The following is a 17,248-nucleotide window of genomic DNA, read 5'->3' as shown; positions in this document are numbered from 1 at the left end:
CGCCGTCGGCAGCGGCCGCAATGAAAACGCCGGGCAGCAAGCCCGGCGTTTTCTTCACTCACCTTGCCAGAGGCGAGTTGCCGTCAGAATGGGATACCCACCTTCAGGGAACCGCTATTGCTCGAGGCGTGGCTCGAAAACTCACCCTCATACTGCAAGCGCACATCGACGCCGCCTTTGGTCGAGATCTGCAGGCCTGCCCCGACGCGTGCCACCGAGTCATCGATCGGCAGCGAGGTCTGGAACCCGCGGCTGCCACTCGGCGCGCCGGAAAAGCGTGCCTGCGTTTTCCACTCGTCGTCGGTCAGGAAGGTCGCGCCGACATAGGCGTAGGGTCGCACAGTCGCCCCCTTGAGATCCACTCGGCCACCAAATTCCAGGGTGGGCGAGAAGGCGAACGTGGTTTGATCGCTGCCATCGATCTTCAAGGCGACGTCGCTGCCGTTTTCGCTGTAACCCGGCATACGAGCATAGATCGCATCGATGTCCATGTAGGGCTTCAGGTAGAACGAGGGGAAGGCGAAGGTGCGTGCCACCCGCAGGCGCGCAGCGGCGCTGTAGACGTCGGGATCGCTGGAGGCCGAACCGCCGAATCCAGGCACACCGACCTGCCGCTTGGTGTCGTAGTGGCCGTAGCTGCCGCTCAAGCCCGCCGCTAACAGCCATGGGCCGATTTCGTGCTTCAGGGCAACGCCCAGGAAGCCGGTATCGCCCGAGCTGCCGACCCGTCCGCTATCACTGCGCAGCGAATCATTTTGATAGGCTGCAGACACACCCACAAACCAGTTCTGCGCGACCTTTTTCTGGACGCCCACTTGATAGGTCGTGTTGTCACCCGAAAAACCGGACACATCACCCTGGCTGCTTTGGCGCGACTCACGATGCGAAATCTGTCCCCAGACGCATTCGCTTTCGCCGGTCATCGCATCCGTGTCCTTGAACGTGGGGCAACTCATCAAGGTGCTGCCGAAACGTTGTATGTTGGCCTGCGCTTGGGTGGCCGGCGCCAACATGACATCAGGCGACAGATTGGAGAGCAAGTCCCGGTAATTACCCGACCCTTGCTCGGCTACGTTATCCAGCGCCGCGAACAGTTTGCCGAATTTGCCCGGCGCGCCCGCATCCCAGATCTCCTGGAAGTGACCGGCGATATCGGCCTGCCTGGAGCCCAACTCCAATGCCGGCGCGTCGAAATCGGCCCCGTCGACGGACAACTGATATTTCTGGCCGTCACGATAAAGCGCGTAATCGAAAATCGGCGATTCTCTGGGTGCCAACTGGCCTGTGGCATCGCCATCGACAGCCAGCACGGTAACGCGACGCCCGGGTAGCAACGACAGAGCCGCGATGTCGAGCTTGCCGTTGAGTCGAGCGTTGCCCTTCACATGCAGCAGATCGGCACTGCGGTGTTCAAAATCGGCATTGACCACCAGGGTGCCCTGCGAGCCTTGCGTGAAGTCGCCGGAAATCGCCGTGCTGTCGACGATGCTATTGTTGCCGACAATCAGCGTCCCCTCGTTGATCACGTTCGCATCGTAGCGTCGGGCGCCCACCAGAACCCCACTCGAGACCGGCGCAGCGACCTTCGCGGTCATCGCGGTCATCGCCGCCGGGCTGACAGTGCCGGCACCCACGTTGGTGACCGTTCCCGCCGCATTACTGTCCAGATTGGACATCAAGATATCGCCGACGATGACACCCGCGTTCTGTAGCGTCAGGACACTGCCTGCGCTGGTGCTACGGGTACCGTCATAGCGTATGGCAACGCCCGATGCGGCCGAAACCTGCGCACCCGCCACCACGGACAACCAATTCTGGTTGCCCCCTACCAGCCACATACCCGCCCCTTTCTCGCCAGTGCCGCCAGCCACATTGCCATTGATCGTCAGATCCATTCTGCCATCGGCGGAGGGTCCCTGGCTCTGGGCAAATATCCCCACGGCATTGTTGCCTGTCGCGGAGACATTGCCATACTGAGTCACGTGGATCAAACCGCCGCTTCCTGTGCGGTCGACACCGGTGGGGCCTGCGGATGCAGTCGACGAGTCGCCGCGCAGTCCGCCCCCGCCGCCGATCGATTGGGCCAGAATGCCAAACGCATTCTCACCTTCGGTGACGATGTCGGCGTTGACGGACACGGTCACGGCAGCGCCATTGCCCCCGCCCGCGTCGGAGCCACCATCGGCGGCCGATGGCGACACGCTTAGCGTGGCGATCGAGGGATCGCCCGCGATGCCACCCCCGCCGCCGATCGACTGCGCGACGACACCATGCGAACCACGGCCCTCTGTGTAGACCTGAGACCCTTGAGCAAGGGTCACCTTCGCCTCGCCGCCATGGCCGACCGCGTCGCCCTGACCGCCCAGTGTCACCTGCGACAGCCCGACGCCAGCGCCGCTGGTCGCGATACCGCCGCCACCGCCTATCGATTGCGCGACCAGGCCAAAAGCGCGATCGCCGGTCGTACCAATGCGCAAGACGGCATTGTCGACCGTGACCGTTTGCGCGTTGCCATAGTCAGTGCCGCCCACGACGATGTCTCCGGCCACACTGCCGCCATCGGCTGGCAACGTCATCCCCGCCACCCCGCCGCCGCCGCCGATCGATTGCAGCACCACGGCATGAGCATCGGCGCCATCTGTCACAATCGTCTTGGATCCATACAACCTGACCTTGCCTCCGTCCTGGGTATGAGATGAATCGGAAGATTGTGCTCCCCCTACATTCATCTTGATACCCGTTCCGGAAGCCAGAACCGCAGCGAGGCCCCCGCCCCCGCCTATGGATTGGGCCAGGATGCCGTACGCGCCATCGCCGGCGGTAACGATGCCTGTCGTTTCGGCACCATCCACTCGCAAGGCAATGTCGCCGCCATACCCGTTGCTACCGCCACCGCCACCCACTTTTACGGCACCGACGGTGGGCGAGGACATATCCTCCGTATCTGAACTGATATAGCCTGCCCCGCCGCCGCCGCCGATCGATTGAGCGAGCACGCCCATGGCCCAATCGCCGCTCGTGCTCACCGAGCCTAGTGCCGCGACCGACACGGCGTCCTGCTCTTTCAAAGGATTGCTATTGCCAACCGCTTTCTCCGACTGTCTGGTGTCGTCGTCGTCATCGGACGTGTCAATGTCCTCCATGTCGCCGGGATCTCCGCCGACATTCAGGTACAGCAACGATTCAGTAGGAAGCGCGCCACTGGGATCGCTAGTGTCATCGCTGCCCAACGATTTCACCGCAGCGCCCGCAACGCCACCGCCGCCGCCGATCGATTGGGCCACCATGCCATGCGATACGTCGCCCAGAGTTACGACATCGTTGGTGTTCTGTAGAGACACCACACCGGCATCACCACCGTCTCCACCGCGCCCACCGAGATGCACGGTGAGTTGGGCGGTCGTGTGCTCGCCTTCGTTGAGGCCACTCTCCCAGGGATACAGTGACCGGGAGGCACCCACTCCCCCTCCGCCGCCGATAGACTGTGCCAACAGGCCAGGCGAGAAATCCCCCTGGGTGCCGATGGCAAAGTCGCCTTCGACGAGAACGTTGCCGCCGTCGCCACCCGCGCCGCCATGACCGCCAATTTCCAGCCCCGTCGTAATGTTGAGGGGCCTGAAAGCGCCCCAGACCCCCTTCGGGTTGGAGATGTCGTTGATTCCACCTACCCCCCCGCCGCCGCCTACGGATTGCGCGATCAATCCGGTGGCCAGATCACCCTTGGTCAAAATCTGAACGGACGAGCAGTCCTTCCCATAACCACAGGCCGCCACGGTCCCGCCGTTTCCGGCGTTGCCACCGTGACCGCCCAGCGACAGCACCAGTGAGTAGTCCAGGATGAACGAGTTCGCACCATAGTCGGCGGTGCCGCCGACACCACCACCGTTGCCTATCGACTGCAGCACCACGCCGTGCGAACCGTCACCCGAGGTCTGCACGATGGTGTCGCCGTGGGCCGCGAAGTTGACCGCACCGCCATGGCTGCCATCACCACCGTTTCCACCCTTGCTCGAACCGACATTCAAGGTGCCAGAGAACAGAGCGGTCCCAACGTTGCCTATGCCCCCCCCACCGCCGATCGACTGTGCCAAGACGCCATATGCCATGCCGCCCTGGGTCACGATGGACGAACCATCCAGCAGATTGACATCCGTCTGCCCGCCCAAGCCGCCGGCGCCGCCGGAGCCGCCAACGGAAATTACGCCGGAATACAACGACGTTTTGCCGCCGGCCGAGGCAAGGCCGCCTTCACCACCGCCACCGCCGATCGACTGCGCCACGATGCCGTCAGCGTAGTCGCCTCTCGTGTTGATGTCGCCCTGATTGTTGACGGTGACCAGACCGCCCTGTCCGCCTGCGCCGCCCTTGCCACCCACGGCAACCGACATCCGGCCACTGGTGCTGAATTTCAGCCGTTTGCGGTTGTCCTTGAGGTGGTTTACAAATGACGTGAGGCTATTCAGTATCGAACCATTATCGGCCCCGACAGAGCCTCCCAGGCCACCGCCGCCGCCGATCGATTGCGCCATGATCCCATCGCTATTGCGGCCCAGCGTCGAAATAGTGCCCGCGTTCTGTACCGTCGTGGCCGCCCCATCGCCCCCTCCGGGGCCGTTTCTGCCGACGGCTACCGAGAGGGTCAGCGACGGCAGTGCCGTTCCAGGTTTGGGTCTGATCTGCCCCCCAATGGAACCCACCACGGCGACGCCCTGCGACTCACCGCCACCACCACCCACCGATTGCGCAACGATCCCCCGTGCGCCTGAGCCGCTGGTGACAATGTAGCTGGCCGCGTCCTGATTCACGTTGACCAGACCGCCACTGCCGCCCACATTACCTTTGCCGCCAACGGCAACCGATGCCGACACACTGGCATACGTGCCGAAGGCATAACGCGTGGAATAGGCCGCGCCACCCGAGCCGCCGCCGCCACCGATCGACTGCGCCAGTACGCCCGTCGCATAGTCACCTGAGGTCGAAATGGGGCTTTTCGTCATATTCACATCGACGGCCGCGCCATCGCCGCCCACACATACGTCATCTGCGCACTGGCCGCCAACTGAGGCCTGTAACTGCACATTCACGGTACTAGCGGTACCAACCGCCAAAGAATAGATAGAGGAATCTCCCCCGCTTCCGCCCCCGCCACCGATCGATTGGGCGTGAATGCCACGTGAATATTGGCCAAAGGTCGTCAAAGCGGTATTGGAGATATCCACATTGACATCGCCACCGTCGCCGCCCGCACCGCCCGAGCCGCCAAAGGCTAGGTTGACCGGGATGGTGACGCCGAACCCCCCCTCTACCGGTATGCCAAGAATGGCGTTGTCTATTACCGAGTTCCCGCCCGTGCCGCCGCCTCCACCGATCGACTGAGCGAGAATGGCGGTAGAAGCATCCGCGTCCTTGGGAGCTTCGTCTTCAGTTTCGGAATTGTCATCGTCCCCGGAATCGTCGTCCCCCGAATCGTCGTCCCCGGAATCCTCATCGTCGGAATCATCATCGTCGCCGCCGCCGTTCATAATGTCGTCAATCACATCGGCTACGGCGGCCACATCAGCCTGGCCGAGTGTCGTGATCGAACTGTTATCTAAATTCACATTGACCGCGCCTCCATCGCCGGCTACGCCGCCGGTGCCGCCGACGCCCATGTTCAGGGCGACTTCGATGCTGACCGAGGCGGTGATAATGCCGCCTCCCGCGCCACCGCCGCCGCCGATCGATTGCACTTCCAGGCCGCTGGCCATGCCGCCTTCCGTCTCGATATGCAGGTTTGATCGATCGACCGTGACGGCTCCGCCTGAGCCGCTTCCGCCGCCATCACCGCCCATCTGGAAAGTCAGGTCGGCAAGACCGCCACCGATTGCGCTGCCGCCAGATCCCCCGCCCTTGCCCACCGATTGGACCAGCATGCCCTTGGCGGCAGCGCCCGTGGTGCTGATGCTGGCGTGCTCACTGCCCGACACCGTGACCGCGCCGCCGTCGCCACCGCCCTCTCCAGCGCCACCCACGCCGATACCCGCAACGATCGCCAAGTCAAAGGCAGAGCCACCGTCACCGCCCCCGCCACCGATCGACTGCGCGGCAACGCCGTGCGCGAACCGGCCCGACGTGGTGATCGTGCCGATGGACGTGACGTCGACCTCGCCACCGTTGCCACCGGCCTGACCTTGTCCGCCCACGCTCAGGATACCCCCGGTGCCGGCGGCGTCGCCGCCGCCTCCTCCAATTGACCGGGCCACCAAGCCTTTTGCGGCATCCCCCCAAGTGGCGATCGAGCCCGTGTTAGCGACTGACACTTTGCTGCCGTCGGCATCCTGTGCCGCATCGGACGTTCCGCCAATCGCGATGATGCCCCCGGCGGCTCCAGCCGCCCCGCCACCGTTGGCGATCGACTGGGCCAAGATGCCATGTGACGCGAATCCGCTAGTGTCGATGATGCCGGAATTCGATACCGTCACCTCGCCGGGATTGCCGCCCGCCTGGCCATCGCCGCCGACTTCCAGCACTAGGCCGGCAGCCACACCGCCAGCGCCGCCGCCGCCCGAAATCGATTGCGCCAGGATGCCATATGAGAATGCGTCCGCCGTATCGATAGAGGCACTGTTGGCAACCTTCACGTTGCCGGCGTCGCCGCCATTACCGCCATTGCCCGCCCCTCCGCCGATGATCCCCACAAAGTCACCTCCCGTGCCGCCACCACCGCCCAACGACATCGCGACCAGGCCGCTGGCAAAGCGGCCTTTGGTGATAATACGCGCCGTCCTATCAGTCACGACCTGAACATCGCCGCCATTGCCACCGAATCCACCGCCACCGGTGCGGCCGGCCACGGCCAAGTTGTCATCCCCGTCGCCGCCTTCGCCACCGCGACTGATGGCCACGACACCGTTGATCCCGTTGCCCGACGTCGTAATGTCGTAGGCTAGCCCACCCGAGAGCGACACGTTGACGGAACCCGCGTTTCCCCCGTCGCCACCGACATCGCCGTTCGGGCCCTTGCCGCCCTGCCCGCCTAAGCTGGCGGCGCGAACGGCGGCACCCGTGCGAATGACGTCCTCCACATCAACATCCTCGCCGCTATCGACCTCCTCGCTCGTGACATCGACCGAGATGCCACTATTGACATTGACGGTGACCGTGCCACCGTGACCGCCCAGGCCACCCTGATCGTCGTTATCTTCGGAGTAAAAGCCCTCGGCACCGTCGCTCTCGGCCAGGATGCCGTAGATTTCCTGGCCCTCGGTCTTCGTGTTGACACGCAACTGCAGTACGGCGCCCGTATTGTGATCGACCTCCACGGTGCCGCCTGAGCCAGCATTGCCGTTCAAATGACCGCCAAAGCCGCCAAAAGACCAGGCCCGAATACCGGTGACCAGGTCGGCGGAACTCTGGATCGGCGCTTGTGCGCCAATCTTGATCGCGCCGTTGTTCACGACCTTTGCCAATTGCCCCGCGCCGCCGGCTCCGCCATGCTGATTGTCGAACAGCGCACTATTTTGCCGGCCGCCCGCACCACCGCCGCTTTGTGCAAGCACCCCTTCGAAATTGCGGGAAATCGTGCCGTCGACTTCGTATTGCGCCGTCCCGTTCACCGTTACCCGGACGTCGTTGCCGTTGGCACCGGTGCCTCCATTGGAGTCATTGTCATCGTTGTCATCGAGTTCGCCGGCACCGCCTTGCGATATGCCGGTGATAAAGGCACGCGGCGTGGATGCAGAACTGTTGACGTTCACCGCCATCGTGCCAGAGCTTGTGATGGTGACACTGCCGACGCCACCTCCCTTGCCGGCGTCTTCGCCCTCACCGCCAAACGTCTGACCGAACAGCACTCCGCGATAGGTATCGAAGTTCGACGATACGGTAAACGTCGCACCGGTATCGTTGATCGTGACACTCGGGCTCGCACCGCCGTCGGTGGTGCCATTGCTGTGGGGTGGGTTGTACCCTCCGACTGACGTGCCCTGAATGCTTGTATACGTCTCGGTAGTACTGTAGTTGCACTGCCAACCGTTAGATTCGGTACAAGCTGCCGAAGCGGGCGAGGTGCTTGCGAGCAAGCCCGTCGTCACTGACGACACGAGGATGTGGCGTTGATACGCCAGCTTCCGACGAATTTTCATGCTGCCAGCCATGTTGTTCTCCGTTTTCCGGGTGCCGACGTCTCTACGCCGCACCGCAACAATCAGACCCGTCTCATTAAGTCGCAAAATGTGGGGGAACGCAGCAATTTTTCGACGAATCGCCGGTTTCTCTCGACGAAATGAAAGCGCGACGTTTCGCAAGCGCCACGTTTATGGGTTTGTGACGGACAGATGTCTTTAATGCGCGTCTTGGCCCGCCTGTCGTCAAGGATGGGCGCTGACCACGCGACACGCGATCCGCTTGACGCATCGCGTGTCGCAGGCGCCGTTATTTGGCCGGCAATAGTCCTGGCCGGCCCTCATGCGCGGCATGGGCCTTGTCCAGAATGAACTCGATCAGCATCGACAACGCGCGCGGGTGATGGCGGCTGGGCATATACAACAGGTACATGCCGCGGCCGAAAATGCTCAGGCGCCAGGTGTCCAAGGCGGTCAGCAGGCGGCCTTGAGTCACGTCTTCGTACACAACGTAATCAGGTACCACCGCCACGCCGAGCCCCGCCAACGTGGCATCGCGCAAGAATGGATAGTTACGCGACGCTACAGTGGGAACCAGCGTTACTTGCTGGCGCTGGCTACCTTGATAAGCCGACAGCCGCAGCGGCCGGCCGATCACGGCGGCGCTGATGATGGGCGCAGTGCATAGCGACTCGGGCCGTTGGGGCAGCCCTTGCCGCGCCACATACGCGGGCGATGCGCAAGCAACATAACGCACCTTTCCGAGTTCGCGCGCCACCAGATGGCCGGGCGGTTCGGACATAATACGCACGGCAATATCCACTTCGTCGCGCAACAGGTCTTCCACGCTGTTCTCGAACAGCACGTCGAGCACAATGTCCGGATAGTTGCGCTTGAATTCCAGCAGCCAGGGCGACATGACGAACTGGCCGTAGCCGCTGGGCACGCTCAAGCGCACACGGCCCTGTGGTGTTTTGCCCAGGGTTTCCACCGATTCGTGTGCAGCGGCCAACTCATCGCGGATGCTGCAACCATGCTGGTACAGCTTCAGGCCGATTTCGGTGGGTTCGACCCGGCGTGTCGTACGGCGCACCAGCTGCATGCCTACGGCGCGCTCCAGTTGGCCCAGGTGGTAGCTGACATTGGCGCGCGTCATTTTCAACCGGCGCGCGGCCTCGCTCAGGTTGCCTGCGTCCAGAATCTCAACCAGCAAAGTCAGGGATTTCGTGTCCATAGCGGGCATTGTCAAATTTTCCTGTACGCAGTGTCAACGGCTGATGTCATTGTCAAGATTCGCTTGCTGATCAAGAATAAAGAGCGGTACCCGCATCACCTATCACACTAGACAGGCTGCATCGCCTGCGCCTCCGGAGACATGACCCATGGCACAACGCGCCGGCCTGCGAACCTGACGAAATGGCTATCGACCCGATCTATGCGCTATCGCGCCTGCCGGCGCGCGAGGACAAGTCTGCCCTGTGCATGGGCTGTGCCCCATGCGCCCTGCCTATTTGACATTTATTCAGCACGAGAGCATTCATGGATCTGAATTTCACTCCCGAAGAAGAAGCCTTTCGCACCGAAGTGCGCGCCTTCCTGGCGGCCGAACTCCCCCCGGCACTGGCAAGCAAGGTACGCGCAAACCGGCGCCTGACCAAAGCCGACATGGAGGCTTGGCACGCTATCCTGAACGCGCGCGGCTGGCTGGCCAGCCATTGGCCCCGCGAATATGGCGGTACCGGCTGGACACCGATACAGAGCTTCATCTTCGAAAACGAATGCGCCCTGGCCCACGCCCCGCGCATCGTACCCTTTGGCCTGAGCATGCTGGGCCCGGTACTGATCAAGTACGGTGACGAGGCGCAAAAGCGCCACTGGCTGCCGCGCATCCTGAATGGATCCGACTGGTGGTGCCAGGGCTACTCCGAACCTGGATCGGGCTCGGACCTGGCATCGCTGACGACCAGCGCGGTGCGCGACGGCGATCACTACATCGTCAACGGCCAGAAAACCTGGACCACCCTGGGCCAGCACGCCAACATGATTTTCTGCCTAGTGCGCACTCGCAGCGAAGGCAAGCCACAAGAAGGCATCAGCTTCCTGCTGATCGACATGACCACCCCGGGTATTGACGTGCGGCCCATCATCACCCTGGATGGCGAACACGAAGTCAACGAGGTGTTCTTCTCCGACGTGCGCGTGCCCGCGATCAATCTGGTGGGCGAAGAAAATCGCGGCTGGTCTTGCGCCAAGTACCTGCTGACGTACGAACGGACCAATATTGCCGGCGTGGGCTTGTCCACCGCCGCCCTGCAACAGCTCAAGGAAGTGGCCGCCCGCCAGCGCAAAAATGGCCGGCCGCTGGCGCAAGACCCGGCTTTCGCGGCGCGCTTGGCGCGCGTCGAAATCGAGCTCGACAACATGCGCACCACCAACCTGCGTGTACTGGCCGCCGCCGCGAACGGTGGTGCACCCGGCGCCGAAAGCTCCATGCTGAAAATCCGCGGCACCCAGATTCGCCAGGAAATCACGGCGCTTAATCGCCGCGCCATGGGAGTCTATGCACGCCCCTATGTCGCACAGGCACTCGAAGATGGCTACGACGGCCCTGGCATCGGCCCGGCCGGCGCCGACAGCGCGGCTGCCCAGTACTTCAACTACCGCAAGCTGTCGATCTTCGGCGGCTCGAATGAAATCCAGAAGAACATCATCTCGAAGATGATTCTCGGACTGTAAGGACGAATCCGCATGAATTTCAACCACACCGAAGACCGGCGCATGTTGTCGGACATGTTGAAACGCTTCGTGGCCGAGCAGTACGGGTTCGCCGTGCGCGACCGCATCGCGAGCTCGCCCGAAGGCTATAGCGTGCAACTCTGGCAACGCTATGCTGAACTCGGCGCTATCGGCGCGCTCTTGACCGAAGCCGATGGTGGCCTGGGCGGCAGCGGCTTCGATATCGCCGTGGTGTTCGAGGCACTGGGCCGCGGTCTGGTCGTCGAACCCTTTCTCGATGCGTTGATGGCCGGCGACGCCATCGCCGCCGCCGGTACGCCGGTACAAAAGCAGGCGCTTGAGGACCTGCTGGCCGGCGCGACCATCATGTCGCTGGCCCATGCCGAGCCCCAAGCTCACTACGAACTCGCGCACGTCCAAACGCGCGCGCAACCCGACGGCGAGGGTTGGCGCCTGAACGGCGCCAAGGCCGTCGTGACGCAGGCCGAGCATGCCGACCTGTTCGTCGTGTCGGCACGCACTGCCGGCGCAGACGACGATACTGACGGGATTTCGCTGTTCATGGTGCCGGCCGGTACACCCGGCCTGCATGTGCAGGGCTATCCGCTGATCGACGGCGGTCGCGCTGGCGACCTGACGCTGGTCGATGTGCAAGTGAGTGCCGACGCGCTGCTGGGGCGACCCGGCACAGGCCACGCCGTGCTCGAGCGCAGCATCGGCAAGGGCATGCTGGCGCTGTGCGCAGAAGCCGTCGGTGCCATGGACGCCGCGCGCGACGCCACGCTCGAATACCTGCAGACGCGCAAACAGTTCGGCGTGCCCATCGGTCGCTTCCAGGCATTGCAGCATCGCATGGCCGATGTCCTGCTCGAAATCGAGCAGGCGCGTTCAGCCGTGATCAACGCCGCCGCCCAGCTTGATCACCCCGACCGCACGACCCGCGAACGCACCCTATCGGCCGCCAAATACACCATTGGCCGCGTAGGTAGCCTGGTCGCCGAAGAATGCATCCAGTTGCACGGCGGCATCGGCATGACCTGGGAACTGCCGCTAGCTCACTACGCCAAACGCCTGGTCATGATCGACCATCAATTGGGCGACGAAGACCATCATCTCGCCCGCTTCATCGCGCTCGCGCCGCAGGATTGACGTCATGACCGTCGAGACGTCAACGCCGCCCACCGACAGCCCGGACCTCCCGCTCGAAGGCATCCGGGTCCTGGACCTGTCGCGCGTGTTCGCCGGCCCTCTGTGCGGCCAGGTACTGGCCGACTTCGGGGCCGAAGTCATCAAGGTCGAACACCCCGTACGCGGCGACGACACGCGCGACTGGGGTATGCGCATCGGCCATACCGAGACTACCTACTACAACAGCATGAACCGCAACAAGCGGTCCATCACACTGGACCTGCAGTCGGCCGAAGGCGTCAAGATCATTCACGACTTGCTGCCGCAGTTCGACGTCGTGATCCATAACTTCAAGAGCGGCGGCGCCGAGAAACTGGGTCTGGGCTATGAGCAACTCAAGGCCCGAAAATCCGATCTGGTCTATTGCGCGGTCGGCGGCTATAACAGTGCCGGCCCCGAAGCTGCGCGACCCGGCTACGACCTGGTCATCCAGGGCGAGACCGGCATCATGGCGATTAATGGTGAAGCGCATCAATCGCCCTTGAAGTTCGGCGTGGCGGTGGTCGACATGATGACCGGCATGTATGCCGCCCAGGCCGTACTGGCCGCGTTGTTTCGCCGCGAACGGACCGGCCGCGGACGCCTGATAGAAATGGCGCTCTACGATTGCGGCCTCACAGTCAGCAGCTACTATGGCTTGGACGCCATGCTGCTGGGCCGCGACCCGCAGCGCTATGGCAACGCCCATCCCTCGATCGTGCCGTACGGCATGTTCGAATGCGCCGATGGACCGCTGATCGTTGCCGTGGGCACCAATGCGCAATTCGACAAGTTCTGCCGCCAGGTCGTCATGCGTCCCGACATCGTCGAGGATCCGCGCTACGCCACCAACGTAGAACGTGCCAAGCACCGTCTGACGCTGCTGCCCATGGTGATCGAGCTGTTCCGTGAATTTGAACGTGATGTCCTGATGCAACGCCTGACGTCCTGCGGCATTCCCTGCGGCAAGGTGCTGGGCCTGCACGAGGCGCTGACCAGCGAACGTACGCGCCAGGGCGGCATGTTGCGTGAAATGCCGCATCCCGCGGCAGGCAGCACGCATGTCTACGCGCCGCCGTACCGCCTGGACGGTCAGCGCTTGCCGATCCGGTGCGCGCCGCCCACGTTGGGCGAAGGCACCAAGGAAGTGCTGCAGCGCCTGCTGCAATTACCCGATGCTGAATTGCAGGCTTTGCAAGCTAAGGGGGTGTTAACCCTGCCCGACCCACCACCATAAATAAAGAAACGGAGACAAACCATGCACCAAAAAAAAGCCCCCACGCTGCGCCTTCGGCTTGCTGCCCCCCGAGGGGGTATTTTTTGCCTTGAGGCGGCCCGGCGGCAAAAAATGACCCGTCGTACCTGCCTGGGGCTGGCGCTGACTGCCACGCTATGCGCGGCGCTGCCTTTGCCGGCCCTGGCGCAAGACAAATTCCCCACCAAGCCCATTACGTTGATCGTGCCCTTTCCTGCCGGCGGCTCTACCGACCGCCATCTGCGCGCCATTGCCGAAGACGCCAGCAAACACCTGGGGCAAAACGTGATCGTGGAAAACCGCCCGGGTGCGGGCGGTACGCTGGGGCCGGCCAATATGGCCAAGAGCGCCAAGCCCGACGGCTACACCGTCAGCCTGTTCCCCTTGGGTATGCTGCGCATGCCCTACATGATGAAAACCGATTGGGACCCCATCAAGGACTTCACCTACATCGTGGGTCTGTCCGGCTACACCTTCGGCTTCACGGTGCGTAGCGACTCGCCGTTCAAGACGTTCAACGACTACATCGACGCCGCGCGTGCCAAGCCGAACACTATCGACTACGGGTCGACCGGCGTGGGTTCGTCGCCACACCTGCTGATGGAGGAAATCGCCATCAACGCCAAGGTCAAACTGAACCACGTGCCGTTCAAGGGCAACGCCGACCTGCAGCAGGCGCTGCTGGGCGGGCACATCATGGCGCAAAGCGATGCCACCGGCTGGGACCAGTTCGTGGACTCGGGCAAGATGCGCTTGCTGGTCACGTTCGGCGAAAAGCGCACCAAGCGCTGGCCGGAAGTGCCCACTGCCGAGGAATTGGGTTATGGCGTAGTGTCGAGCTCACCCTACGGCCTGGCCGGCCCCAAGGGCATGGACCCGAAGGTAGTGCAGATTCTGCATGATGCCTTCAAGCAAGCCCTGTTCTCGCCGCGCAGCATGGAAGTCATGCAGCAGTTGAATCAGGAACCCGCGTATCGCAACAGCAAAGACTACCAAGAATGGGCACAAGCCACTTATGCCAAGGATAAACAGTTGATCGAGCATTTGGGGTTGATGGCCAAGTAGTGTCGCTGGGTGTCCGACGTCGTTATCTCGACGTCGGAGCACGGTGCGCATTCGCATGGCGTCACGCGGACAACGCGGGCGGCCCTGCGTCAAGGAGTCTCGTGCTGTTCAACAGGCCGGAATTTGAACGCCGCGCGGATGATGCCGTGGTCGTTGGTGCCGCGAGCCTTGTGATCGTCGAAATTCAAGTGGTCATTGTTGACCACCATACCGTCGAAAATCCAGCGACGCTTACGGCTGTTGTCGTAGAACTCTTGGCTAACCAGAATATGATCCAGCGACTCGCGCATGTCCTGGTAGACATGGGTGTAGTACACATCGCGCGTGTCCCGGTATTCCTGCAAGGTTTGCGCCGTGTACAACACCACGTCCCCACCGCCACGCGAATCACCCACCAAGTAACGCGGCTGTTCTGTCAGGATGTTAGCCGTATTGCTATGCTGGCCGTCGTTGATATCACCCAGCACGATCACCGGCACGTCACTGTCCTTCATCAAATCCGACAACAAGAATCGCAGGGCGGCTGCCTCGGCGGTGCGACGGATGGTCGATAACGCCGCGCCCAGGTTTTTTTGGTGGTTGCGGTAAAGATCCCGGTCGCGCTTGAACCAGCCCTCGTTGTAGACTTTGGTCTCCCCCTTGGACTTGAAGTGGCACACGTATACGTGCACATCGGGTTCGGACTTGCGCGGCTTGATGGTGAAATGCAGCACCGGGCGTGAAAATCCGTCAATGTTCACTTCGATCTGCGGCGTCTGCGGATCGTCGCCGCTTGAATGCAACAGGAATCCTTCGGGAAAATCGCTGATCCATTCCGGCTCGCCGCTAAGCAGGCCCTTGCGCACCGCCGCGCCACACACGATGCCGGCCCCATCCGTATTGTCCGGCACCACCATCTCATACTCGTCGGCCAAATCTGCGGCCACGATGGCGGCTGCCAACGAATCGGCATGCCACAACTCCTGGAAGCCGAACACATCCGAATTCAGTTCGCGCAACTGGCGGGCCGTCCATTCGATCTTCAGCGCGTACTCGTCGCGACTCCAACCCGCTTTATCGGTATAGATGGGCAGGCCCGGCTCATTCAGGTTGTACAGATTAAAAGTGGCGATACTGAGTCTGGACAGGTTCATCGGCGCGGCTCCCGGTAGATATCCGAAAAAATCTAGCTCAGTCATGTGACAACCTTAAGAAGGTTGTGCGGTGTCTCCCCCTCGCCGGGAAGTCTCTGGGGTTGACAAGAGGCGATGGCAGTTAGATACTTTGCCATATGGCGAACTATTTAGAATCCCTGGATCAGACTTTCGCAGCCTTAGGCGACCCGACCCGCCGAGCCATCCTGGCTCGGCTGGAACGCGAAGGCGGCGTCACCGTCAGCCAGTTGGCACAGCCCTTTCCCATCAAGCTACCGACGGTCATGAAACACCTGGACGTGCTTGATGCCGCAGGCCTGATTGTGCGCAGCAAGACCGGACGCACCGTCACGGTTCGTCTGTCGCCCGAGCCTATGCAGGCCGCGATGGACTGGCTACGCCGCTACGAACATTTCTGGACCCACAGCCTCGATCGCTTGACCGCCTACGCAGAAAACCAGGAAGCTCAACGGAGACCCAAACCATGACCAGCCTGACCTTGGTACGACGTATCAACGCACAACCCACCACCGTATTCGACGCCCTGACCACGCCCGACGGCATTGCATGCTGGTGGGGCCCGGATGACGGCCCTGTCCTGGTCGCCGAAACCGATGTCAGAGTCGGCGGCCGCTTTCGGGTGCGCTTTCGCATGCTCGATGGCAGCGAACACGAAAGCAGTGGCGAATACTTGCGCGTCGATCCCCCTCACCACCTGGAAATGAGCTGGCGCTGGTCAGGCGACGAAGACGGCGGCGAATCGCGCGTCGAGATCGCGCTGCGCGCCACCGATACAGGTACCGAGCTCACCTTCACCCACGCCGGCCTGCAAGACGAAGCCTCGCGCAGCGGCCACGAAGAGGGCTGGAGCGGTGCGCTGGACAAGCTGGTGCGGCATTTCGCCGCCTGATCCGGAGACCAAGACATGATCACACTCACCGCATTCCGCTGGGTTCCGCCTTTTGCGCAGGGGATGGTGCGCGACTTACGCGTACGCTGGGCGCTCGAAGAAGCCCGCCTGCCCTATCGCGAACATCTGATCGGCACGAAAGACCAGGCCAGCCCCGAATACCGGACACTGCAACCCTTCGGCCAAGTGCCGGCCATCGAAGAAGACGGCCTCAAACTGTTCGAGTCCGGTGCCATCGTCCTGGAAATCGCCGAGCGCGGCACAGCCCTGCTGCCACCCGATGCCCAGGGCCGCGCGCGAGCCCGCGTCTGGACGCTGGCGGCCCTGAACACGCTAGAGCCACCCATCATGCAGCTGGCCTCCCTGGATATATTCCATGTCGACCAGCCTTGGGCAGCCCCTGCCCGGCCCACCGCGGAGCAGGCCGTATGCAAGCGGCTGGACGAACTGGCGGCCTGGCTGGGTCAACGCGAGTATCTTGAAGACCGTTTCACCGTGGGCGACCTGATGATGTCCTCCGTGCTGCGCATTCTGCACAACACTCCGCTGGTGACCGACCGCCCCGCATTGCAGGCCTACCGCGATCGCTGCGAAGCACGCCCCGCCTTCGCCAAGGCACTCGCCGATCAGTTGCGGCCGTTCGCCGAATTCGAGGCCGCCCGGGCGGCAGCAAACCGAACAACAGGCTAAGCCATCAAGCAACAGGTAATTCACGCAGCGACGTGCCCAGACCCGGGACTTTTTGATCATTTCCGTACAGGAGCAGTGCGAAATATCTGAGCATTTCGACGCAATGATGACGAGGACGGTTGATCATTTACATACATTACGTATGCAAATTGACGTACGCGACGTATGCTTTTATCATGCCTCGTCCGCA

Annotated in this window: 10 protein-coding genes; 7 read left to right on the top strand and 3 right to left on the bottom strand. The window is 62.5% G+C overall.

What is annotated here, in order from left to right; translation table 11 throughout:
* Positions 1 to 83: 83 nt before the first annotated feature.
* A complete protein-coding gene (locus ACYVDM_RS11275; protein ID WP_460475385.1) occupies positions 84 to 8,135 on the bottom strand; it encodes a hypothetical protein in 8,052 nt (2,683 codons plus the stop codon).
* A gap of 277 nt (positions 8,136 to 8,412) precedes the next feature.
* The gene (locus tag ACYVDM_RS11270) at positions 8,413 to 9,336 is read right to left on the bottom strand and encodes a LysR family transcriptional regulator (RefSeq protein WP_415787036.1); all 924 of its coding nucleotides are present in this window, start codon (positions 9,334 to 9,336) and stop codon (positions 8,413 to 8,415) included.
* A gap of 305 nt (positions 9,337 to 9,641) precedes the next feature.
* Between ACYVDM_RS11270 and ACYVDM_RS11265 the strand changes: the two genes are divergently transcribed.
* The 4 genes from ACYVDM_RS11265 (at position 9,642) to ACYVDM_RS11250 (ending at position 14,325) form a co-directional block, all read left to right on the top strand.
* Complete coding sequence (locus ACYVDM_RS11265; protein ID WP_415785800.1) at positions 9,642 to 10,838, top strand: acyl-CoA dehydrogenase family protein; 1,197 nt, start codon at positions 9,642 to 9,644, stop codon at positions 10,836 to 10,838.
* A gap of 12 nt (positions 10,839 to 10,850) precedes the next feature.
* Positions 10,851 to 11,987, top strand: coding sequence for an acyl-CoA dehydrogenase family protein (locus ACYVDM_RS11260; RefSeq protein ID WP_415785802.1), 1,137 nt, complete (start codon positions 10,851 to 10,853; stop codon positions 11,985 to 11,987).
* Positions 11,988 to 11,991: 4 nt separating this feature from the next.
* Positions 11,992 to 13,242 (top strand): CaiB/BaiF CoA transferase family protein, encoded by a 1,251-nt coding sequence (locus ACYVDM_RS11255; protein WP_415785804.1) that lies wholly within the window; start codon positions 11,992 to 11,994, stop codon positions 13,240 to 13,242.
* Positions 13,243 to 13,353: 111 nt separating this feature from the next.
* Complete coding sequence (locus ACYVDM_RS11250; RefSeq protein ID WP_415785806.1) at positions 13,354 to 14,325, top strand: tripartite tricarboxylate transporter substrate binding protein; 972 nt, start codon at positions 13,354 to 13,356, stop codon at positions 14,323 to 14,325.
* An 89-nt stretch (positions 14,326 to 14,414) separates the two neighbouring features.
* Here ACYVDM_RS11250 and ACYVDM_RS11245 read toward each other — a convergent pair whose 3' ends face one another.
* Positions 14,415 to 15,458 (bottom strand): endonuclease/exonuclease/phosphatase family protein, encoded by a 1,044-nt coding sequence (locus tag ACYVDM_RS11245; RefSeq protein ID WP_415785808.1) that lies wholly within the window; start codon positions 15,456 to 15,458, stop codon positions 14,415 to 14,417.
* A 137-nt stretch (positions 15,459 to 15,595) separates the two neighbouring features.
* Between ACYVDM_RS11245 and ACYVDM_RS11240 the strand changes: the two genes are divergently transcribed.
* Genes ACYVDM_RS11240 through ACYVDM_RS11230 form a run of 3 tightly spaced genes read left to right on the top strand, consistent with a single transcriptional unit; the run spans position 15,596 to position 17,058 of the window.
* Positions 15,596 to 15,946: an ArsR/SmtB family transcription factor gene (locus ACYVDM_RS11240; RefSeq protein WP_415785810.1), complete on the top strand. Its 351-nt coding sequence runs from the start codon at positions 15,596 to 15,598 to the stop codon at positions 15,944 to 15,946.
* Positions 15,943 to 16,368: an SRPBCC family protein gene (locus tag ACYVDM_RS11235; protein WP_415785812.1), complete on the top strand. Its 426-nt coding sequence runs from the start codon at positions 15,943 to 15,945 to the stop codon at positions 16,366 to 16,368. Before ACYVDM_RS11240 ends, ACYVDM_RS11235 begins: the two co-directional genes overlap by 4 nt.
* Positions 16,369 to 16,383: 15 nt before the next feature.
* Entirely contained in the window at positions 16,384 to 17,058 is a 675-nt protein-coding gene (locus ACYVDM_RS11230; protein ID WP_415785814.1) for a glutathione S-transferase family protein, read from the top strand.
* Positions 17,059 to 17,248: the final 190 nt, after the last annotated feature.

The organism is Bordetella tumulicola, from assembly GCF_054779135.1.
This window is presented reverse-complemented; position numbering and strand designations above follow the sequence as displayed.